Source organism: Hoeflea marina, from assembly GCF_003182275.1.
GTDB lineage: Bacteria > Pseudomonadota > Alphaproteobacteria > Rhizobiales > Rhizobiaceae > Hoeflea > Hoeflea marina.
Window position 1 is genome coordinate 1,426,123 of record NZ_QGTR01000001.1, and the last position, 22,371, is coordinate 1,448,493.

The following is a 22,371-nucleotide window of genomic DNA, read 5'->3' on the forward strand; positions in this document are numbered from 1 at the left end:
CGGAGCAGCCTGCATTGGACTTCCCGGGAGAGGATGGGCCGCGCGTCCAATGAGAGGATGAGCCGGCGAGAGAACCGGGTCGCTCGCCGCGGCCGCCGGAAATCCGCTTCATCCACAGCTGATCTTCTCTCACGCCTCGATTGGCTGCGCCGCCCCACCAACTCGGCACCCCACCTCGCCCTCGGCAAAATCACTTTGCCATATGGAAAACTTTTGCTATGGTTCTCCATATGGAAAACCATTCATCCGATCTCGATTCCGCCTTCCACGCGCTGGCCGACCCGACGCGGCGCGCCGTGGTGAGCCGGCTCACCCGTGGCCCGGCACCGGTCAGCGAACTGGCCAGGCCGTTTGCCATGGGGCTGCCCTCCTTCATGAAGCATCTGCGCGTGCTCGAGGCGGACGGCCTGATCCGGACCGAGAAGCGGGGCCGCGTGCGCACCTGCCGCATCGATGCCGGCAGGCTCGCGGCCGCCGAATCCTGGCTCGCGCAGCAGCGGGTCGAGTGGCAGGCCGCGGCCGACCGCCTCGCCGATTATGTCGAAACCCGCATGCCGAGGAGTGAGGACCATGACGACTGAGACATCCGAACTGACGATCGACCGCTTCATCGATGCCCCGCCCTCCCGGGTGTTTGCTGCCTGGAGCAGGCCCGAGCACCTGGCGCAGTGGTGGATCCCTGCGCCGCTCGAATGCCGGGTGGTCAAGCTCGATCTGAGGCCCGGCGGCGGCTTCGAGACCCGCATGCGCGAGGGCGGCGGCGAGTTCCAGCCCCATGTGGAGGGTTGTTTTCTCGACGTCGTTGCCGACGCCCGCCTGGTCTGGACCACGGCGCTCGCCGAAGGCTGGCGCCCGGTCGAGCCCTGGCTGGCGCTGACCGCGATCATCACCTTCACCCCCGAAGGCCGGGGCACCCGCTACGCCGCCCGCGTCCTGCACCGGACGGCCGCGGATTCGCGAAAGCATGCGGAGATGGGATTCCACGAGGGTTGGGGCACCGTGGCCGACCAGCTCGCAGCCTTCGTCGGGCGCTCCGCGTGACCGGGGCTGATCGTGACCGCCGGCGGCGATCATCTCGCCCGCCCGCTTCGCTTCCGCCCTGAGCTCTGTTTGTTGACGACCGATTGTCACCTTGACCCTTCTCGGGCGCATCGCCGTGATCAAGCAGCGGTGCGCAGATATCGTCCGGCCCACCCAAACATTGCCGCAGCGGGCTGGAGCCGCAACGGGCCGGGGTCGCAGGATACCGGCAAGCCGGGCCTCGGAGTCAGGCCGGCGCCGCGACCCCGTCAGAAAATCAGCATCAGGATGCCGACGATGACGAGAAGTCCGACGAGAAAGATGAATCCGACCGTGCCGCCAATGAACTTGAGCATTCCAAAATCTCCTGTGTGCAGATGATCGACGAACGCGCGGGCGCCAACATTGTTCCGATCCGGCTCACACGGCTTGGTCCTCCGGGCGACCCTCATCCCGTCATGCCGGCCCCCGAGCCGGCATCCAGTGGCGAGCGTCTGCGAGCCGGGAGGCCAATTGCGGAGGTGGGGACAGTTGACTTTCGGCACGATGCCACAGGCGTGATCCGCTGCCGGACGTAGACTGTCCCCGACATCGCCGCGCCGCCTCCGCGGCGCTGCCGGACACCGGCTCGGGGCCGGGGCGCCAGGTCGGTTTTGTGCGCCCGCCGCCACAGTGCGGCAAAAGCGGACCGTGTCCGGCCCGTCTGGGGCATCGGTCCTTGACTTTTGCGCCCCGCGCTTCGATTGAGGGCCGGTCAAAACGGATCGATGGATTGGGTGGGAGAAATGCGTTTCCTTGCAGGAATTGCCACAGCGATATGCGCGGTCAACCTGGTCATCGGCCGCACATTCGCATGGCTGTCGCTGGCCATCGTCGTCGTCTGCTTCACGGTCGTCGTCCAGCGCTACCTTTTCTCGGCCAGCTATCTCTGGATGCAGGATCTCTATGTCTGGCTCAACGGCGCGATGTTCACGGCGGTGGCGGGCTTCGCGCTGCTTCGCGACGATCATGTCCGGGTGGATATCTTCTACCGCCCCGCGCGCATGCGGACGCGCGCGCTGGCAGACCTGGTCGGCGTGTTTCTGTTTCTGCTGCCGTTTACCTGGGTGGTCTACCAGTATTCGATGCCGTTCGTGCTTCGCGCCTGGAGCTATCATGAGGCGTCTGCGAATGTCGGCGGCATGCCCGGGCTCTTCATTCTCAAGAGCTTCATCATCGCCTTTGCGGCGCTCATCGCGCTGCAGGGCCTGGCCATGGCGATCCGGTCGATCCTCGTGCTGTCGGGCCATGACCGACTGGTTCCGGAGTCGATCCGCTACCGGACCGACCAGGGCCTGACCAATCCTGCCAAGGGAGACGCCTGATGGATCCGGTATTGATGGGCGAAATCCTCGCAGCACTCATGTTCTTCGGCGTGATCGGCTTCCTGCTGATCGGCTTTCCGGTCGCCTTCACGCTGGCCGGCGTCTCGCTGCTGTTCGGCGGCGTCGGCATGGCGCTGGGCGTCTTCGATCCCTCCAATTTCGGCTCGCTCCCCAACCGCTACATCGGCTTCATGACCAACGAGGTGCTCGTCGCCGTGCCGCTGTTCATCTTCATGGGGGTGATGCTGGAGCGAAGCCAGATCGCCGAGCAGCTGCTGATGACCATGGGCAAGCTTTTCGGCAATCTTCGCGGCGGGCTTGGCTTCTCGGTGATCATCGTCGGCGCGATGCTCGCAGCCTCCACCGGCGTGGTCGGCGCGACGGTCGTGACGATGGGGCTGATCTCGCTGCCGGCCATGCTGCGCGCCGGCTACGACCCGAAGCTCGCCACCGGCGTGATCTGCGCCAGCGGCACGCTGGGCCAGATCATCCCGCCGTCGACCGTGCTGATCTTCATGGGCGACATGCTCTCGGGCATCAACAGCCAGGTGCAGATGTCCAAGGGCAATTTCGCCCCGGTACCGGTTTCGGTCGGCGACCTGTTCGCCGGCGCGCTGCTCCCCGGCTTGCTGCTGGTTTCGCTCTACCTCATCTGGGTCCTGTTCAAGGCGGTCACAGACCCTGCCTCCTGCCCTGCCACGCCGGTGCCGCCCGAGGAAAAGGGCGACCTCTTCCGGGAGGTTCTCGTGGCCCTGGTTCCGCCGCTTATGCTCATCCTTGCGGTGCTGGGCTCGATTCTCGGCGGCATAGCCACCCCCACCGAGGCGGCCTCCGTCGGCGCGGTGGGCGCGATGGTGCTGGCGGCGCTGCGCTGGCGCCTGTCGCTGACCATCCTCAAGGAAACCGTCATCGCCACCGCGACCATCACCAGCATGGTCTTCGTCATCCTGCTTGGCGCCTCGGTCTTCTCGGTGGTGTTCCGGATGATGGGCGGCGACAACCTGGTGCACGAGTTCCTGAGCAATCTGCCCGGCGGTCCCATGGCGGCGGTCGCCGTGGTGATGCTGATCATGTTCTTCCTGGGCTTCATCCTCGACACCTTCGAGATCATCTTCATCGTCATCCCGATCACCGCCCCGGTGCTGCTGGCCCTCGATGTCGATCCGATCTGGCTGGGCGTGCTGGTCGGCGTCAACCTGCAGACATCGTTCCTCACGCCTCCCTTCGGCTTCGCGCTGTTCTATCTCCGCGGCGTGGCGCCCCCCGGCCTGCCCACCAGCGCCATCTACAAGGGCATCGTGCCCTTCGTGATGCTGCAGATCGTGGCGATCGCCATCCTGTTCATGTTCCCCGAAATCGTCACCTGGCTGCCGCGCCTGGTGGCGGGATGAAAAAGGGCCCGGTGTTTCCACCGGGCCCCTCTCCTTCGCGTTGAACGCGGCTTCAGTACTTGAGGTACTTCTCGCGCGCCATCACATAGGGCGAATCGATCTTTTCGGTGCGTGTGCGCACCAGCGCCAATGCCTCGAGGAAGCTCTCGGTGGTCTTCTTGACCAGCGGGTCGGAACTGTTGCGCAGTTCCTCCACCACTTCGACCGAGGCCCTGGCGCCGGCTTCCATGATGTCGTCGGGGAAGTTGCGCACGATCACGCCGTGATCCTCGACCAGCGTCTTGAGCGCGCGCGGATCGTTGGCGATGAAGTCGGCAGAGACCTGGTCATATTCGGCCTGGCTGACGTCGCGGATGATCGCCTGCAGGTCGGCGGGCAGCTCCTGGTACTTCTTCTTGTCGACGACAAGTTCGGTCGCCAGGCCCGATTCGACGAAGGACGGCATGTAGTAGTTCTTGGCGACCTGGTAGAAGCCGAGCGCCAGGTCGTTATAGGGACCGACGAATTCGGCGGCGTCGAGCGTGCCCGACTGCAGCGCCTGGAAGATCTCTCCGGCCGCCATGTTGGTCACCGTTGCGCCGAGCTTCTCCCAGACCTGGCCGCCGAGGCCCGGCGTGCGGAACCGGATGCCCTTGACGTCTGCGAGGCTCTTGAGCTCGTTGCGGAACCATCCGCCGGTCTGCGTGCCGGTGTTGCCCGACAGGAAGCCCTGGACGCCGAACTGGTCGTAGATCTCGTCCCAAAGCTCCTGGCCGCCCATGAAGCGGACCCAGGCGGTGAGCTCCGGCGTGGTCATGCCGTAGGGGACGCCGGTGAAGAAGGACAGCGCCGGCGACTTGTTCTGCCAGTAATAGGCTGCGCCATGGCTCATTTCGGCGGTGCCGTCGATGACCGCGTCGAGCGACTGCAGCGGCGGAACCAGCTCGCCTGCCGAATAGACCTGAATCGTCAGCCGGCCGCCCGATGCGGTGGTGATGCGATCGGCCAGCCGCTGCGCGCCGACGCCGAGGCCGGGAAAATTCTTCGGCCAGGTGGTGACCATGCGCCAGGTGATGTTGCCTTGTGCGATTGCCGGGGCGGCAAGGCCCGTGGCAACGGCGCCCGCGCCGACAATGCCGGCGCCGCGGATGAATGAACGACGATCCATGATGTTTCCTCCGGATAGAATAGGCTCGAAAAAAGCGTGACTGAAACCTCACAGACGCGCTTGCGACCGACACATACTCCGCGGTCCGGTGTCGTGTCCATGCCGGAAACGCCATCCGGCCAAGGTTGTATCTGATTGATTTCAGATATACATCCGCCGCGCGGGCTGGCCCGGCCGCAGCCACCGGGCCCGTTCAGCCGGAGCGGCGGTTGCGGACATGCTTGACCAGGGCATGGGCGACGCCGATCAGCAGGGCTGGGAAAAGATCATCGAGCATCACGCCCCAGCCCGATGGCAGTCGCTCGACATGAGCCATCGGCCATGGCTTGAGGCGGTCGAAAAACAGAAAGAGGCCCGCGAACGGGACCAGCATCGTCCAGCACGGCTGGCGGATGAGCGAGGCGCCGATCAGGAAGGCTGCCACTTCATCGACGACGATGCTGCGGTCGTCCTTCACGCCGGTGGCGAGCTCGATTGCGGACGAGACGTGGACACCCAGGATGAAGATGTCCAGCGCCAGCAGCGGCTGCAGATACCGGCGCAACCTGATCGTCGCCAGCAGAAGCGGCACCAGCGCGAAGACCGCAAGCCCGGCGCGCAGCGGAACAACGAGGCCGGCGCCGAACCAGGTTGCGGGCAGCCACTGCCACGGCGGAGCCAGGCCGTCACCGGGCGGGCTCAGGACGTAAAAGCCGGAAACATGCTCCACTGGTCAGACTTCCGCATTTCCGGTCTGCTTCGGGGCGCATTGCTGTACCCGGCGGTGCATGATGGCGCACCGGGATGGTCGGGGCAAGTGGCGTGACATTTCTCTCCGCTCGGCTGGAGGCCTGATCCCGCCCCGGACCCTGGTCTGGCGCGACATGATCGTAACGGGCGCGGCCATCCACCTCGGCTGTCTGGCGCTGTCGCTGCTGCCGGCTGCGGCAAAATTCGGTCTGCCTGATAGTGCTCGTCCCGGTGCTGCCGCTGCCCTACAACGTCTCTATCTGGCGCTGCGTCTGGCAGGCGGCTCAGAGGCTCGGCGTCCTGCCGAGGCTGCTCTTCAGATCGATGGCGACGCTGTGGCTCACGATCGTGGTGCTCGTCTGATGTGCGAATTATGTCTAACCGATGTCCGGCCCGGCAATTCGCGGCACCGGATCTGCCGGGCCCGGGCCGGTCGCCACGGCCGGCGTTGGCGCGCCCATTGCCGTGCCGCTCATGTCCTCAGCCAAAGACGTGAGGTGGGGCAGCGGCCCGCTCTCGCTCCCCCGCCAGGAGGCACCGCCGCGCAGAGGTCGGTGTTGAGCGGACGTCGGCTTTTCCTCCGCGTGCGGAGGCGACGTGCAGGGCCGCGACGGCTGCATGTCAGCAGACTGGGGCCACTTCAGGCCAGCGCGAGCTGAATTTGAGCTTCATCTGCAAGCGGATACGGATCTTGACCACGCAAAGCTGGAACTGGTGCGCGGCAGGATCAGGGGAAGCGTGCCTTGTCGAACGCACTGACCACGTTCCTGATATGGGCGCGCATCGCTGTATGGGCGCGGCGGCGCTCGCCGCTGCGCAGGGCATTGACGATAGCCTCATGATCCTCGATCCAGCGCAGCCGCAGGATCGGGCTGCGGACGTGCTTCTGAAGACCCTGCCACATCGGGCCCGTCATCTCGTCCCACAAGCGGTGAATCAACTGAACCAGCACCGGATTCTGGGTGGCGCGGGCGATGGCGAAGTGGAATTCCCTGTCGCCCTGTTCGGTCTCGGTGGCCATGCGATGCTCTTCGCGCATCTTCTGCAGGAAGCTCTCGATCGTCTCGATGTCCTCGGGCGTCGCGTTGACCGCGGCCAGGCCGCAGACTTCGGGCTCCAGGGCCAATCGCGCTTGCATGAGGTCGCTGGGACTGTGCTGGTCCATCCCGGCATGCGGCCGTGTCGGCGTCGCGTCCGGTGACGGCGGCGCATTGACGAAGACACCGGCGCCGACCCGGATGGTGACCAGGCCCGAGATCTCCAGCGCCAGCAGGGCTTCTCGCACGCAGGTGCGGGACACGCGATAATCGCGCGCCAGATCGCGTTCGGTCGGCAGCCGCTGGCCGGGTTCAAACTCGGCCAGCGCGATTCGGGATTCCAGGTTGTCGGCGATCTGCCGATAGACACGGACCTGGCGGACGAGGCGACTCCCCGGCGGCTGAAGCGGCTTAATCCTGTCCATAGAATGCCGCCGGATCCGCCAGGAGGACCGTCGTGTCGGAGCCGGCACGGAACGGCTCCAGGGCGGCCCGGTCGAAGACGACGCCGAGACCCGCCATGTCCGACAGCGCAACACGGCCATCCTTCGGCACGGCGGAAAACTCGGCGATGCCCTGATCCATGAAACTGCCTCCGTCAATGTTCTCGACTGGATAACACCCCGGTATGGCAGCGGCAACAATGATCGAGGATTCCAGTGTCCCGTGCGGCGCGATGGTCAGGTTGGCGCAATTGCCCAGATGCGCGATCTTCAGCCATTCCGTGATGCCGCCCACCTTGAGGACGTTGGGCTGCAGGAAATGCACGCCGCCCGAGGCGACATAGCGCCAGAACTCGTAGCGCGTCGACACCTCCTCACCCAGGGCGATCGGCACCGGCGAGACTGCCGCCAGACGGGCATGGCTGTCGATGTCGTCGGAGGCCATGGGTTCTTCCATCCAGACCGGATCGAAGCGGGCATAGGCCTGTATGCGGCGCAGGGCCTCCCCCGGCTTGAACCGCTGGTTGGCATCCAGCATCAACGGCCGGCTTCCGATCACCTCGCGCACCGCGGCGATCCGCGCCATGTCATCCTCGATTTCGGGACGTCCGACCTTGATCTTGAAAAGGCGATTGCCGGCGTCGAGAAACCCGCGGGTCTGTTCGACGAGCGCGGCATCGCTCAAGTGCAGGTTGACCGCGCTGGCATAGACCTCGAGGCTGTCGGCGGCGCCGCCAATGAGCTTGCGCACCGGCAGGCCGGCCAGCTTTCCGCGCAGGTCCCACAGCGCCAGGTCGAAACCCGCCACCGCCAGCGCCGCGATCCCTCCCGGTCCGGGCTGATGGCTGCGGCGCCACAACTCGTTCCACAGAGCCTCGTGGTCGTGGATGTCGCGGCCAATGAGCATTGGCCCGAGATAGCTCCGCGCCAGCGCGGCGACCGCGATGCCGCCATTGCCCATCGTGGAGCTCCAGCCGGTGCCGGTGGTCCCGTCTTCCAGCGATATGTCCACCAAGATGTGCTCGTGATGGGTGATCGCGTGGGCAGCAGAAACCCAGGGCTTGGCCAGCGGCACGCGAAACACAGATACGTCGAAAGCCGCGACGCGGGTGTTGGCCGGGTGCTGTCCTCGCATGCGTGGCTGTCCTTTCCGAAATGATATTGGTCCAGTGGTCCAACCAATCTCTTGACAGGAACAATTTTGGACGTCAAGTCTAAACCGGTCGTCCCAGAGGGGGCGAGAGCTGAAAGGGAGGAACCGACATGAAATACAATCCTGCGCTGACGCCGACGCGTCGCATGATCCTGAAGTCCGGGCTGGCCGGTGCGGCACTGCTGGGCGCTCCGATGATCGCCCGCGCCCAAGCGAGCAAGACGCTGCGCGCGGCACACATCGAATCGACCGAAAGCGCCACCCACAAGGGCTATATCGACTTCGCCGAACGCGTGGCCGAGACGACGGGCGGCGCGGTCGAGGTCAAGGTCTTTCCGGCCGGCCAGCTCGGCAACCTACGCGACCTCTACGAGGGGATCAAGCTGGGCTCGGTCGACATGACCTCGTCGGGACCCGACTACTCCGCCAACATCGCGCCGATCATGGTGGCGGCGGCGCTGTATTTCTCGTACCGCGACGACGCCCATGCCGACAAATTGCTGGACGGCGCCTTCTCGGCGGCCTTGTCGGAAGCCCTGGCCAAACAGGCCGGCATGCGCATTCTGGCGTGGGGCGAACTGGGCTGGAGGTCGGTCTTCAACACCGTTCGGCCAATCCAGTCGGCCGGAGATTTCGCCGGGCTGAAGCTTCGCGTACCCGAGGCACAGCTTCACATCCTGCCGATGACGGCGCTGGGCGCGGCGCCAACGCCGATTCCCTATTCCGACGTCTATACGTCGATGCAGACCGGTGTGGTCGATGGCGCAGAGGGCACGCCGTCCGCCGTGACGCAGCAGAAGTTCAACGAGGTGTCGAAGTACTATTCGCTGACGCAACATCTCTACAACCCGCTGCATCTCGTGATCGGTGACCGCGTCTTCGGCGGCCTGTCGGCCGAAGAACAGGCAGCGGTTCAGGCCGCCGCCGTGGCCGCCTTCCAGGCGCAACGCACCCGCGCACGCTCCGACAACGCCGCGGCCCTGACTGCCATGCGCGAGGGCGGCCTGGAGGTCAATGCGGTTGACGTCACCGAAATTCGCCAGATCGTCATTCCGACCTGGGAGCCGCTCATCAAACCGCTCGGTGCCGAGGGGCAAGCACTGGTCGACATGCTGCTGGCATGACACCGGCAACATGTGACAAGAATCCGGTCGGCGGGGCGCACCCCCGCCGTCCGGATCGGACGGAGGATGGCATGCAATTTCTGGAACGACTGGCCGGGGTGATCGTCACGGCCATCTTTGGCGGCTTCGTGCTGCTGACCTTTCTGCAGGTGGTGCTGCGCTACGGCTTTGCCAATTCGCTGGGCTGGATCGACGAGGCATCGCGCTATGGCTTCATCTGGATGGTGGCCATCGCCGGCGCGATCGCCGCGCGCCGGGGGAGCCACATGACCATCACCCTGCTGGAAGAGATCGCCGGCAGGCAATGGCGCCGGCCGCTCCAGCTTGTGGGCGATGCCGGCCTTTTCGTCTTCGCCGTCCTGCTGGGCATCGGCGGGTGGCAATTGATGCAGCTCAACTGGACGTCGCTCTCGCCCGCGCTGCAGATACCCATCGCCTATGTGCAGGTCGCGCTGCCGGTGTTCGGAATCCTGACCGCGCTGTTTGCCGCGGACCACTTTGTCCGGCTGATCCGCGACGGTTCGGACGACGACACTCCGGAAGAGGGATTCTGACATGCTGCCCGCACTCCTGTCGTCTTTCGCCATCCTCCTGATCCTGCGCGTGCCGGTTGCCGCGGCCATGGGTCTGTCGGGCGCGATCGCCCTGCTCAGCTCCGACATGAACCTGCCGCTGGCGGTGGTGCCGCAGCGGATCTTCGTCATGCTCGACAGCACCTCGCTGCTGGCGATCCCGTTCTTCATCCTGGCCGGCGCGATCATGGAAAAGGGCGGCATGGCGCGCCGGATGATCCATTTCGCCGAGACCCTGGTGGGCCATTGGCGCGGCGGGCTGGCGCAGGTCGACGTGCTGGCCAGCACCATCTTTTCCTCGCTGACCGGGTCGAGCGCCGCCAGCGCCTCCGCCACCGGCTCCATCCTGATCCCGGCGATGAAGCGCGCGGGGTATCCGGCCGGCTACGCGGCCGCGCTGGAAGCCTCGAGCGCCGCGATCGGGCCCATCATACCGCCGTCGATCATCATGGTGATCTACGGTTCGCTCGCCGGCGTCTCGGTCGGTGCGCTGTTCCTGTCGGGCGTCGTGCCGGGCCTGCTGATCACGCTCGGGCTTTTCGCGGTGAACGCGGTCATGGCCCGTCGCCACGGCTGGGGCGGCGGCGAGCGCATCCCGTTCCGGGCGCGGCTGGCAGCGGGGCGCGAGGCGGGTGCCGCACTGCTGGCGCCGATCATCATCATCGGGGGCATCCTCGGCGGCGTCTTCACACCGACCGAGGCCGGGGCCGTCGCCGTGGTCTATGCCGCGCTGGTCAGCGTCGTCATCTACCGCGAGATCGGCATCGCCGAGCTGTTCAGCGCGATGCGCAGCGCCGCGATGACCACGGGAATCATCGGACTGATCATTGCCTCGGCCGGCATCTTCGGCTGGGTGCTGGCGCTGGAGCAGGTGCCGCAGACTGTCGTCGATTGGGTCCAGGGCGTCACAGAGAGCCCGACACTGGCCGTGATGCTGATCGTGGCCTTCGTCCTGGTCATCGGCTGCGTGGTCGACGTGACGGCAGCGGTGATCATCCTGGTGCCGGTCTTCGCTCCGCTGGGAGCCAGCTATGGCTTCGACCCGGTGCATTTCGGCGTCATTCTGTGCATCGCGCTGGTCTATGGCAACGTCACGCCGCCTGTCGGGCTGCTGCTGTTCCTGACCGCCGCCATCGCCAAATGCTCGGTCAGCGAAGTGATGCGCTACCAGCTGCCATTCTACCTCGTGCTGACGCTGGCACTGGTCGCCACCGTGGCCTTTCCCGACCTGGTCCTCAGCCTTTCCCGCCTCTGACATCCCGACAACAAACGGAGTATCCAATGACCCCCGACGAGCTCAAGATCACCCTCGGCTCCGGTCTGCTTTCATTTCCCGTCACCCATTTCGATGCCGAGGGACACTTCGCCGCGGAAAGCTACCAGCGCCATGTCAACTGGCTGGCCGGTTACGACGCACCGGTGCTATTCGCAGCCGGCGGCACCGGCGAATTCTTCTCGCTTGCACCCGGCGAGGTCCCCACGATCCTCCGCGCAGCCAAGGAGGCCGCCGGCCGCACAGCCATCGTCTCAGGATGCGGGTACGGGACCACAACCGCCGTCGGGATCGCCAGATCGGCCCAGGACGCCGGCGCCGACGGCATCCTGCTGCTGCCGCACTACCTCATCGACGCCCCTCAGGAAGGGCTCTACACCCATATTGCCGCGATCTGCCATTCGGTGGACTTCGGCGTGATGGTCTACAACCGCGACAACGCGGTGCTGCAGCCCGACACCCTGGCGCGCCTGTGCGACGACTGTCCCAACCTTATAGGCTTCAAGGACGGCACCGGCGATATCGGACTGGTGCGACAGATCACCGCAAAGATGGGGGACAGGCTGACCTATCTGGGGGGAATGCCCACCGCCGAACTCTTTGCCGAGGCCTATCTGGGCGCCGGGTTCACCACCTACTCCTCGGCCGTCTTCAATTTCGTGCCCGCCCTCGCCAACCGGTTCTATGCCGCGCTGCGCGCCGGTGAAAACCACACCTGCACAGAGTTGCTGAACTCTTTCTTCTATCCCTTCATGGCGCTTCGATCGCGTCAGAAGGGCTACGCCGTCTCGGCGATCAAGGCCGGTGTCCGTCTCGTGGGTTTCGACGCCGGCCCGGTGCGAGCGCCACTCGTCGACCTGACGCCTGAGGAACTGGAAATCCTGCAAGGCATCATCGACGCCCATCGGTAAACCCACGTACTCGCGTCCTCATCGTGCGGCGGCTCCCGCCGTTTCGACCGCTTCTGCCCTTAGGTCTGCCCGAATGCCACGTTCCCGCGGCGTTTGGGCAGGCCCGGCGTCGCCTGAAAAGTAGAAGAGCCGCGGACTTTGCTGCGATTGGATGGTTCAGGTCACGCAGCGGTTTGCATTGGCGTATGGAGCCCCCGATTTCTGCCAAATACCTTCCGATATGGGATCATCACATGCTTTCAGGGCGTATTTGCAGGCGTGAGGGGCGTGTGTAATCACATGCGCCGTTGCCGCCGCGTGGCCAGCTGACCTTGCTGCAGCTTCAGCTTTCGGCTGAGACGCATCTCTTGCGCATCGAGCGGCGTCATGCGCGGCAAACGCGGCTTGACGAACTTCGGACATTTTCAGTTCACCGCGCGCCCACATTCGTCCAGCCTCAATCGCTTTACGGGGTCGTTCATCGTTAGGAAATGCATCCTCAAAATTTGCCAGCACACGCTGGGCAACGTCACAAGCCCAATGTGCAGTTTTGATATGTTGAGTGCTTGTCATTCTCGTTTCACTTTATCAGCGATGGCCCATGAGCTGAAGCCACCTTGGGTTCAAAGTGGAGTATCGCCGATCATTTCGAGACAAGGTTTTGCGACCGCTAGCCCATTCACATGACGGGACACGAAAATCCGTTCCGAAAACCTTCCTTATTGCGGCGTTCCTATAGAAACACTCCGACCGCAGCAAATCCCAAAAGCGGCAATTATAAAGCCCCCCCTACTCCGGCACATACGCCGCCACCTTCTTCACGCACCTCAGTGAAAAGTTCGATTTCGAGTGCCTGAGCCCCGGCACCCGGAACAGCTTCTCGCGCAGGAATTCCTCCACGCCCCGCGTGCCGCTGACGGCGATCTTGACGAAGTAGTCGAAGTCGCCGGCCATCAGGTAGATCTCCAGCACCTCCGGGATCTTCGCCATCGCCTCGGTGAAGGCCTCCAGCGACGCGGCGTCGTGGTGCTCGAGCTGCACCTCCACCATCACCGTCTCGCCGACGCCGAGCGCCTCGTGGTTGATCAGCGCCGTGTAGCCGGAGATGATGCCCTCCTCCTCCATGCGCCTGACCCGCTGCCAGCAGGGGCTGGCCGACAGCCCCGCCTCCTTGGCCAGTTCCGCGTTCGACAGCCGTCCGTTGGCGACCAGCGCCCGGAGAATGCGCCGGTCGATGGCGTCGAGGCCCTTGCCCATCTGGATGATCCTTCTGCAAAATCGTGTGTCTGCAATGGTTCTATCTGCAAATCGCCGATCTGGAAACAAAATCAGCAGGACATTTCGCGCCGTTTGCCGCTAGGATCGAGACTTGCGGATGTCCGGGCCGAGCGCCCGCCGCCTGAATTCGATTTGCGGGGAGGCGCCGGTGGATTTCAGTCTGTTTACAGGGATGCTGCGGTCGGCCCGCGGGCCTGCCCGAAGCCGGGCCACGCCCGATGCCGCCGCCCCCGGCCCGGCCGGCCGCGACCGCGTGAAAATCCCGCTCCAATCGACCGCCGCCCTCGCCTGCCGCCGGCCCGCCCCGGCGCGTCCCTCGTCTCACCGGGAGCAGCCATGACCGATCCGAAACCCTTGCGCCTTCGCGTCCCCGAACCCGGCTGCCGCCCCGGCGACGTGCCGGACTTTTCCGATTTCGTCGTGCCGAAGGCCGGCGAGACCCGCCGACCCGAGGTCGACGCGGCACCCGGCGAGATGCGCGACATGGCCTTCTCCATCGTCCGGGTGCTCAACCGCAAGGGCGAGGCCGTCGGCCCCTGGGCGGGGAGTCTCACGCCCGACGAGCTGCGCGAGGGTCTCAAGCACATGATGACGCTGCGCGTCTTCGACGAGCGCATGACCAATGCCCAGCGCCAGGGCAAGACCAGCTTCTACATGCAGCATCTGGGCGAGGAGGCGGTCTCCTGCGCCTTCCGCATGGCGCTTGAGCAGGGCGACATGAACTTCCCCACCTACCGCCAGGCGGGCCTGCTGATCGCCGGCGGCTATCCGCTCGTCGACATGATGAACCAGATCTATTCCAACTCCGCCGACCCGCTCAAGGGCCGGCAGCTGCCGATCATGTATTCGGCCCGGGACCATGGCTTCTTCACCATTTCCGGCAATCTCGGCACGCAATACATCCAGGCGGTCGGCTGGGCCATGGCCTCGGCGATCGCCGGCGACACCCGCATCGCCGCCGGCTGGATCGGCGACGGCGCCACGGCCGAGGGCGATTTTCACTCGGCCATGGTGTTTGCCTCCACCTATAACGCGCCAGTGATCCTCAACATCGTCAACAACCAGTGGGCCATCTCCACCTTCCAGGGCATGGCCCGCGGCGCCGCGGTCACCTTCGCCGAGCGCGGCCACGGTTTTGGCATTCCGGCCATCCGCGTCGACGGCAACGACTATCTCGCCGTCCACGCGGTCGCCCGCTGGGCCGCCGAGCGGGCCCGCTCCGGCCACGGCCCGACGCTGATCGAACACGTCACCTACCGCGCCGGCGGCCACTCCACCTCCGACGATCCCGCCGCCTACCGCTCGAAGAACGAATCCGCCGCCTGGCCGCTGGGCGACCCGATCGAGCGGCTGAAGACGCATCTGATCGCGCTCGGCGAATGGTCGGACGAGCGCCACACCCAGGCCACGGCGGAAGTCTCCGACCGCATCCGCTCGGCCCAGCGCGAGGCGGAAGCAAACGGCACGCTGATCACCGGCCAGCACCCCTCGCCGCGCTCGATGTTCGACGACGTCTACGAGACCATGCCGCAGCATCTGGTCCGGCAACGCCAGGAAGGGGGCTACTGAGATGGCGCGCATGACCATGATCGAGGCGATCCGCAACGCCCATGATCTCGCCATGGGGGCGGACGACACCGTCGTCGTCTTCGGCGAGGATGTCGGCTATTTCGGCGGCGTCTTCCGCTGCACGGCGGGGCTGCAGAAGAAATACGGGCCGAGCCGCTGCTTCGACGCGCCGATCAACGAGAGCGGCATCGTCGGTGCTGCCATCGGCATGACCGCCTATGGGCTCAAGCCAGTGGTCGAGATCCAGTTCGCCGACTACGTCTATCCCGCTTACGACCAGATCGTCTCGGAGGCGGCGCGCATGCGCCACCGCTCCGCCGGCCAGTTCACCTGCCCGATGGTCATCCGCATGCCGACGGGCGGCGGCATCTTCGGCGGCCAGACCCACAGCCAGAGCCCGGAGGCGCTGTTCACCCATGTCGCCGGGCTCAAGGTGGTGGTGCCGTCCAATCCGCGCGACGCCAAGGGCCTGCTGCTGGCCGCCATCGAGGATCCGGACCCGGTGATCTTCCTCGAGCCGAAGCGGCTCTACAACGGCCCCTTCAACGGCCACCACGACCAGCCGGTGGCGCCGTGGAAGAGCCATCCGCTGGGCGAAGTCGACGAGGGCTATTTCACCGTGCCGCTCGGCAAGGCCGAGATCCGCCGCGAAGGCTCCGCCGTCACCGTGCTTGCCTACGGCACCATGGTCTATGTCGCCGAGGCCGCCGCCGAGGAGGCCGGCATCGACGCCGAGATCATCGATCTGAGGACCCTGCTGCCGCTCGACATCGACACCATCGCCGCCTCCGTAAAAAAGACCGGCCGCTGCGTCATCGTCCACGAGGCGACCAAGACCTCGGGCTTCGGCGCGGAATTGAGCGCCCAGGTGCAGGAAGCCTGCTTCTACCATCTCGAGGCGCCCGTCACCCGCGTCGCCGGCTGGGACACGCCCTATCCGCACGCCCAGGAATGGGCCTATTTCCCCGGTCCCGAACGGCTGAAGCGGGCACTGCTAGCGGTCATGGAGGGCTGAACATGGGCACCCACACCATCCACCTGCCGGATGTCGGCGAGGGCATCGCCGAGGCCGAGCTCACCGAATGGAACGTCAAGGTCGGCGACGAGGTCAATGAGGACGACGTGCTCGGCACGGTGATGACCGACAAGGCCGCCGTCGAGGTTCCGTCCTCGGTGTCGGGAAAGGTCACCTGGCTCTGCGGCGAGCCGGGCGACACGATTGCCATCGGCGCCCGATTCGTCGAGCTCGAAGTCGAGGGCGCAGGCAATGCCAGGGCCGGCGGCAAGCCTGCCGAAACGGAAGATGCCGCAGAGTCTTCAACGCCCGCTTCGGAGCCGGCTGCCAACGCTGAGCCGGGTCCGTCCGCGACCGGGGCGGCTGCAAAGCCCAAAACTGCATCGGCGCCATCGGAGACATCGACGAAGTCAGAGACCGCGAAGCCGGCCCCAACCCCGGCGAAACCCGCCTCGCCGCCCGCCGCACGCTCCGGCGGCGCGGAACGCTCCTCGCCGCTCGCCCCGGGCGCCAGGCCGCTCGCCGCCCCCTCGGTGCGCCAGCATGCCCGCGATGCCGGCATCGACCTGCGCCGGGTGGCGGGCTCCGGTCCGGGCGGCCGGGTGCTGCACGAGGACATCGAGGCCTTTGCCGACGACGGCACCGGCGCCGCCCGCCCGAAGACGCCCAGGACCGGCAGCCGCGACATCAAGGTGATCGGCATGCGCCGCCGGATCGCCGAGAAGATGACGCAGTCCTGGTCGCGGATTCCGCACATCACCATCGTCGAGGAGATCGACGTCACCGCGCTCGAGGAGCTGCGCGCGGCGCTGAACGCGCAGCATGCCTCGAGGCGCGGCAAGCTCACCGTGCTGCCCTTCGTCATGCGCGCCATCGTCGCCGCCGTCAGCCAGCAGCCGGCGCTCAACGCCCGCTATGACGACGAGGCGGGCATGGTCGAAGAGTTCGACGGCGTCCATATCGGCATCGCCACCCAGACGCCGGCGGGTCTCACCGTCCCGGTGGTCCGCCACGCCGAGATCCGCTCGCTGTGGGACTGCGCCGCCGAGGTGGCCCGCCTCGCCGAGGCCGCCCGCGACGGCAAGGTCGGCCGCGACGAGCTCTCCGGCTCCACCATCTCGATCACCTCGCTCGGGCCGCTTGGCGCCATCGCCACCACGCCGATCATCAACCATCCGGAAGTGGCCATCGTCGGCATCAACAGGATGGCGGTCAGGCCGATGTGGGACGGCCAGCAGTTCCAGCCCAGGAAGATGATGAACATCTCCTCGTCGTTCGACCACCGGGTCATCGACGGCTGGGATGCGGCGGTGTTTGTGCAGAAGCTCAAGCACCTCATCGAGACCCCTGCCCTGCTGTTCATCGAGGACTGAGCCATGATCGACCTTTCCTGCAAACTGCTCGTCATCGGCGGCGGCCCCGGCGGCTATGTCTGCGGCATCCGCGCCGGCCAGCTCGGCATCGAGACCATCGTGGTGGAGGAAGCCAGGGCCGGCGGCACCTGCCTCACTGTCGGCTGCATTCCGTCCAAGGCGCTCATCCACGCGGCCGACGAGTTCCACAAGCTCGCCCAGTATGACGGTCGCTCGGCGCTCGGCATCACCGCAGCAAGCCCCGCCATCGACCTTGCCCGCACCGTCGCCTGGAAGGACGGCATCGTCGAGCGCCTCACCGGCGGCGTCGAGGGCCTGTTGAAAAAGGCCGGCGCGCGGCTCATCCACGGCTCGGCCGAGTTCCTCGACGGCAAGACGGTGGAGGTCAGCCGCGACGGCGAGCCGATCCGCATCACCGCCGAGACGATCGTCATTGCCACAGGCTCGGAGCCGGTCGAGCTGCCCTTCCTGCCCTTCGGCGGCAAGGTGATCTCGTCGACCGAGGCGCTGGCGCTCGATTCCGTGCCGGAGCGGCTGGTGGTGGTCGGCGGCGGCTATATCGGGCTCGAGATCGGCACCGCCTACGCCAAGCTCGGCGCCCGTGTCACCGTCGTCGAGGCCATGGCCAGGATCCTGCCGCAATACGATTCCGCCCTGACGAAACCGGTTATGACATCGCTCGAGACGCTCGGCATCAAGGTCCTGCTCGACACCAGGGCCAGGGGCCTGTCCGACACCGGGCTTTCGGCCGAGACCGACGGCGAAGCGATCGACCTGCCCGCCGACCGGATCCTCGTCACCGTCGGGCGCCGTCCGCGCAGCGGCGGCGCCGGCATTCCCGGCCTCGACCTCGACAGGAACGGCCCCTTCATCTCCATCGACGAGACCTGCCGCACCTCGATGCGCGGCGTCTTTGCCATCGGCGACGTCACCGGCGAACCGATGCTTGCCCACCGCGCCATGGCCCAGGGCGAGATGGTGGCCGAGATCGTCGCGGGCCGGAAGCGGATCTGGGACAAGGCCTGCATCCCCGCCGTCTGCTTCACCGATCCGGAGATCGTCAGCTGCGGCCTGTCGCCCGACGAGGCGAAGGCCACCGGCATCGAGACCGTCACCGGCCAGTTCCCCTTCACCGCCAACGGCCGCGCCATGAGCATGGAGGCCGACAGCGGCTTCGTCCGCGTCACGGCCCGCAAGGACAACGGCCTGATCCTCGGCCTGCAGGGCGTCGGCGTCGGCATTTCGGAACTGGCGGCCGCCTTCGGCATCGCCATCGAGATGGGCGCCCGGCTCGACGACATCGCCGCCATCGTCCACGCCCATCCGACACTCGGCGAGGCATTGCACGAGGCCTGCCTCAAGGCGCTCGGCCACTCGCTGCACATCTGAACGGCAACGCGGCCGGCCGGCAGGGACCGCTTCCGCCAGAACACGGCACGCTCGTCCGCCCTCAATCGATCAGCGCGGCGATCCCGCTGCTTCTCCCGGACCGACCGTTTCATCGCCGGCATCAGGCGCGACATCCGGTGCCCGATCCACGATGGCCAGCGCCGCTTCGACATTTCCCTGGCTTGCGCGCTTTTTCAAATCCATGATGGCCCGCCGATGACCGATACCGTCTGCGATGAAGGCCGACAGCAGTTGATTGAGCGACACATTGTCCTCGGCCGCCGCGCGCCTGGCCTCTTCCATCACGTGGTCGGCTATTCTGAGCGGATAGGTACTCATGATCGCTGTCTCCTTCGTGTCAGATCCGCAAGAAAGTCCCCGGCCCGCAGGACCGAAATGCCGAATGCGCCTATATCCGGATGCTGGAAGTGCCTGTCGCGGCTGACGATGACCGTAGCACCTGCCGCCAGGGCGCATTCGATATAGATGTCGTCCTTCGGGTCGGACAGAAAGGGCCTGAACCGGAACCACGGAGAGACCAACGCGGCCCGGCCAAGCACCGCATCAATCACCGTGTCGATCTCCGTTTCGCTGAGCCATGGCTGGGCGCCGAAAATGCCTGGTCGCTTGAGTACGTCTTCATATTCGAGGGCCACCGCCGGCGACACCGCGAACGCCACATCGCCGCCCAGCATGCGTCGCAGGACCTGGTGGGATGCGCCGCGCGACGACCGCAGGGCCGAAAGCAGCACATTGGCATCGACGACAATCATGGCTCCAATGTGATATCGCATGTGATGTCAAGTCAAGCGGAAGGCGCTGTGGGAAGTTTCGCCCTCCCATCCGAGACTCGGCGAGGCATTGCACGAGGCCTGCCTCAAGGCGCTCGGCCACTCGCTGCACATCTGAGCGGCAACGCCGCTTATATCCGAGCGCTAACGCGGCCTCGGATCGGCCTGCGCGCGCTCCCGCATCATATCCTGGCCGCAGGTCGCATGCGGGCAACGCAACAGCGGCGCTAGAGATTGAATTCCTTGGGATTTCGGGGTGCCGAGGATTTTCACCGGTCGCCGAATGCTGGCGCAAGATACTCAGTAATTTCTGCTGGAGCGGCTATTTCTACTAATTCAATGTTTCATTCATTTTAAGTCCGCCTGATCTACCTCTTGGTTAACAACGTCATGATGACGCTCAATTCAGCATGATATTTGACTCGATGACAGAGTTGATACACGCCCAAGCAGAACGGTGGGTCTATGGGCTCGGCATCAAGCAAATCCGAAGAACTGAAAGAGCGTCTGGACTTCATCAATTTCAACAGCGAGCAGAAGGCCGCCTTGCTGGCGGTCCGCCCATCTGTGGTCAAGTCGCTCGACGGCGCCCTGAACAAGTTCTACGCCAAGGCGAAGAGCCATCCGCTGACGAAGAAATTCTTCAACGACGACGCCCATATCGCCCATGCCAAGGAGCGCCAGGTCAAGCACTGGGAGCTGATTGCCTCGGCCCAGTACGACGACAGCTATGTCGACGCGGTGTCGAAGATCGGCCAGGTCCATGCCCGGCTCGGACTTGAGCCGCGCTGGTACATCGGCGGCTATGCGCTGATCCTCGAAGCCATCATCCGCGATGTGGTCGCTTCGGAAGAGAAGTCCGGCGGGTTCTCCTTCCGCAAGAAATCCACCAAAGTGGCCGACGGCCTGGCGGCCGTGGTCAAGGCCGCGCTCATCGACATGGACTATGCCATCACCGTGTATCTCGACGTGCTCGCCGCCGAACGCGCCACTGCGGAAGCCGAACGCGCCCGCCTGCAGGCCGGCCAGGACGAGGCGCTCGCCGCGCTTGACCAGGCCCTCACGCTGCTGTCGGGCGGCGACCTGACGGCCAGCATCAGCAAGCCGCTGACGGCCGAATTCGAAAAGCTGAAGAGCAATTTCAACACCTCCGTTTCGGCCCTCAACGGGACCCTCGCCGACGTCATCGCCGGCACGCAGCAGTCCTCCGCCGACACCCGCGAGCTCTCCCAGGCCACCGACGAGATGGCCAAGCGCATCGAGCAGCAGGCCGCCGCCCTTGAAGAGACCGCGGCGGCGATCGACCAGATCACCGTGATTGCCAAGCAGTCGGCGAGCCGCACCCGCGACGCCCAGGAAGTGGCGCGCAGTTCCGCCGACGAGGCCGTCAAGTCCGGCGAGACCGTCGGCGAGGCCATCGCCGCCATGAGCAAGATCGAGGATTCGTCCAAGAAGATCACCCAGATCATCTCGGTGATCGACGAGATCTCCTTCCAGACCAACCTTCTGGCGCTCAATGCCGGGGTAGAGGCGGCGCGCGCGGGCGAGGCCGGCCGCGGCTTTGCCGTCGTCGCCCAGGAAGTGCGCGAGCTGGCCCAGCGCTCGGCCAACGCCGCCAAGGAGATCAAGACGCTGATCGAGGTCTCGACCCACGACGTGGTCACCGGCGTATCGCTGGTCAACCGCACCGGCGAGGCGCTGAGCCGGATCGGCACCCAGGTCAGGTCGATCAACGAGCACATCGGCTCGATCGCCCAGTCGGCGCAGGAACAGTCCTCGGCCATCGCCGAGATCAACTCCGCCGTCAACTCGATGGACCAGATGACCCAGCAGAACGCGGCCATGGTCGAGGAGACCAATGCCTCGACGCAGAACCTGATGGTGATCAACGGCAATCTCGCCGAACTGGTCTCGCGCTTCCGGGTCTCTGGCGCCGCCGGCCATTCCGGCCAGGCCCAGTCGCAGCAGCGTCGTTACGGCTGACCGGTCGGACCGGGCACGCATCAAGGGCCGGTGGGCTCCCTCACCGGCCTTTGCGCATCTGCCGTTCCATCAGCGCCTGAAACAGCCGCGGCGACAGCCGGCTGATGAGCCAGGACAGCCGCGCCACGCGGCCCACCGGGATCATCTGCCGCCGGCGCCTTGCCCCGCTGAGGATGATCCGCGCCGCGTCGGCCGCGCCCATGTGGTCGATGCCGTCCGGCGCCGAGCCCGGCCGCGCGATGCCGCCCTCGCGCGCCTCCGGCCTGCCGGGATTGGTGGCGATGAAGGAGGGTGCCGCGATCGACACCGCCACGCCGAACGGACTTTCCTCCGACCTCAGCGACGTGAAGAAGCCCTGCAACGCGTGCTTGCTCGCCGCATAGGCGGTGCGGTGATGCAGCGGCGCGAAGCCCGCCACCGACGAGATCGCCAGATGCGTGCCGCGCGCCCGCCTGACCGGGTCGATGAGCTCTGCGGCCATCAGCACCGCGCCGAAATAGTTGACGTCGAAGACGGCGCGATGGGCGGCCATCGGCGTGTCGGCAAATCCGCCGATCTGGGTGATGCCTGCATTGTAGATGGCGAGATCGATCGCCGGGTGGTCGGCGCGGATGGCCGCGCCGACGCGCGCCACTTCCTCGGCAATCGTCAGGTCGCAGGCGATCGGCCGCTGCCGGCCCGGGCGCTGCTCCAGCCCGTCCAGTCCCGGTCCCGGCCGGTCGATGAGGATGGTCAGCCAACCCTCGCCCTGCAGGTGATCGGCCATCGCCCGGCCGAGCCCGCCGGCGCCGCCGGTGATCACCGCCGTTTTCCTGTGCCCGTCGTTTCCG

The 22,371-nt window shown here is 65.9% G+C and carries 23 protein-coding genes; 13 read left to right on the plus strand and 10 right to left on the minus strand.

Translation table 11 applies throughout. From position 1 onward, the window contains the following. Positions 1 to 230: 230 nt before the first annotated feature. Both DFR52_RS06380 and DFR52_RS06385 read left to right on the plus strand, forming a co-directional pair. Entirely contained in the window at positions 231 to 581 is a 351-nt protein-coding gene (locus DFR52_RS06380) for an ArsR/SmtB family transcription factor (RefSeq protein WP_110031004.1), read from the plus strand. Continuing rightward, positions 571 to 1,041, plus strand: coding sequence for an SRPBCC family protein (locus DFR52_RS06385; protein ID WP_110031005.1), 471 nt, complete (start codon positions 571 to 573; stop codon positions 1,039 to 1,041). Before DFR52_RS06380 ends, DFR52_RS06385 begins: the two co-directional genes overlap by 11 nt. A 248-nt stretch (positions 1,042 to 1,289) precedes the next feature. On the opposite strand, the gene DFR52_RS25140 is transcribed toward DFR52_RS06385, so the two are convergent. Next, positions 1,290 to 1,472, minus strand: coding sequence for a small membrane protein YohP (locus tag DFR52_RS25140; RefSeq protein ID WP_483423387.1), 183 nt, complete (start codon positions 1,470 to 1,472; stop codon positions 1,290 to 1,292). Positions 1,473 to 1,805: 333 nt separating this feature from the next. Between DFR52_RS25140 and DFR52_RS06395 the strand changes: the two genes are divergently transcribed. Together DFR52_RS06395 and DFR52_RS06400 are read left to right on the plus strand one after the other, a co-directional pair. After that, on the plus strand, positions 1,806 to 2,384 hold the full coding sequence (locus tag DFR52_RS06395; protein WP_110031007.1) for a TRAP transporter small permease subunit: 579 nt from the start codon (positions 1,806 to 1,808) through the stop codon (positions 2,382 to 2,384). Beyond that, positions 2,384 to 3,775, plus strand: a complete 1,392-nt coding sequence (locus tag DFR52_RS06400; RefSeq protein WP_110031008.1) for a TRAP transporter large permease — start codon at positions 2,384 to 2,386, stop codon at positions 3,773 to 3,775. Before DFR52_RS06395 ends, DFR52_RS06400 begins: the two co-directional genes overlap by 1 nt. 52 nt (positions 3,776 to 3,827) lie before the next feature. Here DFR52_RS06400 and DFR52_RS06405 read toward each other — a convergent pair whose 3' ends face one another. From DFR52_RS06405 to DFR52_RS06420, 4 genes are all read right to left on the minus strand, one after another. After that, positions 3,828 to 4,922 carry a TRAP transporter substrate-binding protein gene (locus DFR52_RS06405; protein ID WP_110031009.1) on the minus strand — a complete coding sequence of 365 codons (1,095 nt, stop codon included), beginning with the start codon at positions 4,920 to 4,922 and terminating at the stop codon, positions 3,828 to 3,830. Positions 4,923 to 5,115: 193 nt separating this feature from the next. Then, positions 5,116 to 5,631, minus strand: coding sequence for a phosphatidylglycerophosphatase A family protein (locus tag DFR52_RS06410; RefSeq protein ID WP_110031010.1), 516 nt, complete (start codon positions 5,629 to 5,631; stop codon positions 5,116 to 5,118). A 747-nt stretch (positions 5,632 to 6,378) separates the two neighbouring features. Beyond that, positions 6,379 to 7,113, minus strand: coding sequence for a FadR/GntR family transcriptional regulator (locus tag DFR52_RS06415; protein WP_158284874.1), 735 nt, complete (start codon positions 7,111 to 7,113; stop codon positions 6,379 to 6,381). Further along, positions 7,100 to 8,266, minus strand: a complete 1,167-nt coding sequence (locus tag DFR52_RS06420) for a mandelate racemase/muconate lactonizing enzyme family protein (RefSeq protein ID WP_110031012.1) — start codon at positions 8,264 to 8,266, stop codon at positions 7,100 to 7,102. The genes DFR52_RS06415 and DFR52_RS06420 overlap by 14 nt, the downstream gene beginning before the upstream one ends. Before the next feature lie 128 nt (positions 8,267 to 8,394). On the opposite strand from DFR52_RS06420, the gene DFR52_RS06425 reads away from it, so the two are divergent. The 4 genes from DFR52_RS06425 to kdgD all read left to right on the plus strand — a co-directional run bounded on the left by DFR52_RS06425 (position 8,395) and on the right by kdgD (position 12,164). Next, positions 8,395 to 9,408, plus strand: coding sequence for a TRAP transporter substrate-binding protein (locus DFR52_RS06425; RefSeq protein WP_110031013.1), 1,014 nt, complete (start codon positions 8,395 to 8,397; stop codon positions 9,406 to 9,408). 71 nt (positions 9,409 to 9,479) lie between these two features. After that, entirely contained in the window at positions 9,480 to 9,962 is a 483-nt protein-coding gene (locus tag DFR52_RS06430) for a TRAP transporter small permease (RefSeq protein ID WP_158284875.1), read from the plus strand. 1 nt (position 9,963) lies between these two features. Continuing rightward, the gene (locus DFR52_RS06435) at positions 9,964 to 11,235 is read left to right on the plus strand and encodes a TRAP transporter large permease (protein ID WP_110031015.1); all 1,272 of its coding nucleotides are present in this window, start codon (positions 9,964 to 9,966) and stop codon (positions 11,233 to 11,235) included. A 26-nt stretch (positions 11,236 to 11,261) separates the two neighbouring features. Continuing rightward, positions 11,262 to 12,164 carry a 5-dehydro-4-deoxyglucarate dehydratase gene (gene kdgD / locus DFR52_RS06440; RefSeq protein ID WP_110031016.1) on the plus strand — a complete coding sequence of 301 codons (903 nt, stop codon included), beginning with the start codon at positions 11,262 to 11,264 and terminating at the stop codon, positions 12,162 to 12,164. Between the two features lie 156 nt (positions 12,165 to 12,320). Here the strand turns inward: kdgD and DFR52_RS24165 are convergent, their stop codons facing one another. After that, positions 12,321 to 12,716, minus strand: coding sequence for a putative immunity protein (locus DFR52_RS24165; RefSeq protein ID WP_146215544.1), 396 nt, complete (start codon positions 12,714 to 12,716; stop codon positions 12,321 to 12,323). Between the two features lie 216 nt (positions 12,717 to 12,932). Beyond that, on the minus strand, positions 12,933 to 13,400 hold the full coding sequence (locus tag DFR52_RS06445; RefSeq protein WP_110031017.1) for an Lrp/AsnC family transcriptional regulator: 468 nt from the start codon (positions 13,398 to 13,400) through the stop codon (positions 12,933 to 12,935). Positions 13,401 to 13,757: 357 nt separating this feature from the next. Here DFR52_RS06445 and DFR52_RS06450 point away from each other — a divergent pair, with 357 nt between their 5' ends. Genes DFR52_RS06450 through lpdA form a run of 4 tightly spaced genes read left to right on the plus strand, consistent with a single transcriptional unit; the run spans position 13,758 to position 18,767 of the window. Next, positions 13,758 to 14,990 (plus strand): 3-methyl-2-oxobutanoate dehydrogenase (2-methylpropanoyl-transferring) subunit alpha, encoded by a 1,233-nt coding sequence (locus DFR52_RS06450; protein WP_110031018.1) that lies wholly within the window; start codon positions 13,758 to 13,760, stop codon positions 14,988 to 14,990. 1 nt (position 14,991) lies between these two features. Continuing rightward, positions 14,992 to 16,005: an alpha-ketoacid dehydrogenase subunit beta gene (locus DFR52_RS06455; RefSeq protein ID WP_110031019.1), complete on the plus strand. Its 1,014-nt coding sequence runs from the start codon at positions 14,992 to 14,994 to the stop codon at positions 16,003 to 16,005. A gap of 2 nt (positions 16,006 to 16,007) precedes the next feature. Beyond that, positions 16,008 to 17,378, plus strand: a complete 1,371-nt coding sequence (locus DFR52_RS06460) for a dihydrolipoamide acetyltransferase family protein (RefSeq protein ID WP_110031020.1) — start codon at positions 16,008 to 16,010, stop codon at positions 17,376 to 17,378. A 3-nt stretch (positions 17,379 to 17,381) separates the two neighbouring features. Further along, positions 17,382 to 18,767: a dihydrolipoyl dehydrogenase gene (lpdA, locus tag DFR52_RS06465; RefSeq protein ID WP_110031021.1), complete on the plus strand. Its 1,386-nt coding sequence runs from the start codon at positions 17,382 to 17,384 to the stop codon at positions 18,765 to 18,767. A 69-nt stretch (positions 18,768 to 18,836) separates the two neighbouring features. Here lpdA and DFR52_RS06470 read toward each other — a convergent pair whose 3' ends face one another. Continuing rightward, positions 18,837 to 19,106 (minus strand): hypothetical protein, encoded by a 270-nt coding sequence (locus DFR52_RS06470; RefSeq protein ID WP_110031022.1) that lies wholly within the window; start codon positions 19,104 to 19,106, stop codon positions 18,837 to 18,839. Further along, positions 19,103 to 19,561 carry a PIN domain-containing protein gene (locus tag DFR52_RS06475; RefSeq protein ID WP_342587889.1) on the minus strand — a complete coding sequence of 153 codons (459 nt, stop codon included), beginning with the start codon at positions 19,559 to 19,561 and terminating at the stop codon, positions 19,103 to 19,105. The genes DFR52_RS06470 and DFR52_RS06475 overlap by 4 nt, the downstream gene beginning before the upstream one ends. Positions 19,562 to 20,023: 462 nt before the next feature. On the opposite strand from DFR52_RS06475, the gene DFR52_RS06480 reads away from it, so the two are divergent. Further along, positions 20,024 to 21,541, plus strand: coding sequence for a globin-coupled sensor protein (locus DFR52_RS06480; protein WP_110031024.1), 1,518 nt, complete (start codon positions 20,024 to 20,026; stop codon positions 21,539 to 21,541). Between the two features lie 40 nt (positions 21,542 to 21,581). On the opposite strand, the gene DFR52_RS06485 is transcribed toward DFR52_RS06480, so the two are convergent. Then, entirely contained in the window at positions 21,582 to 22,343 is a 762-nt protein-coding gene (locus DFR52_RS06485) for an SDR family NAD(P)-dependent oxidoreductase (RefSeq protein ID WP_210205770.1), read from the minus strand. Between the last annotated feature and the right edge of the window lie 28 nt (positions 22,344 to 22,371).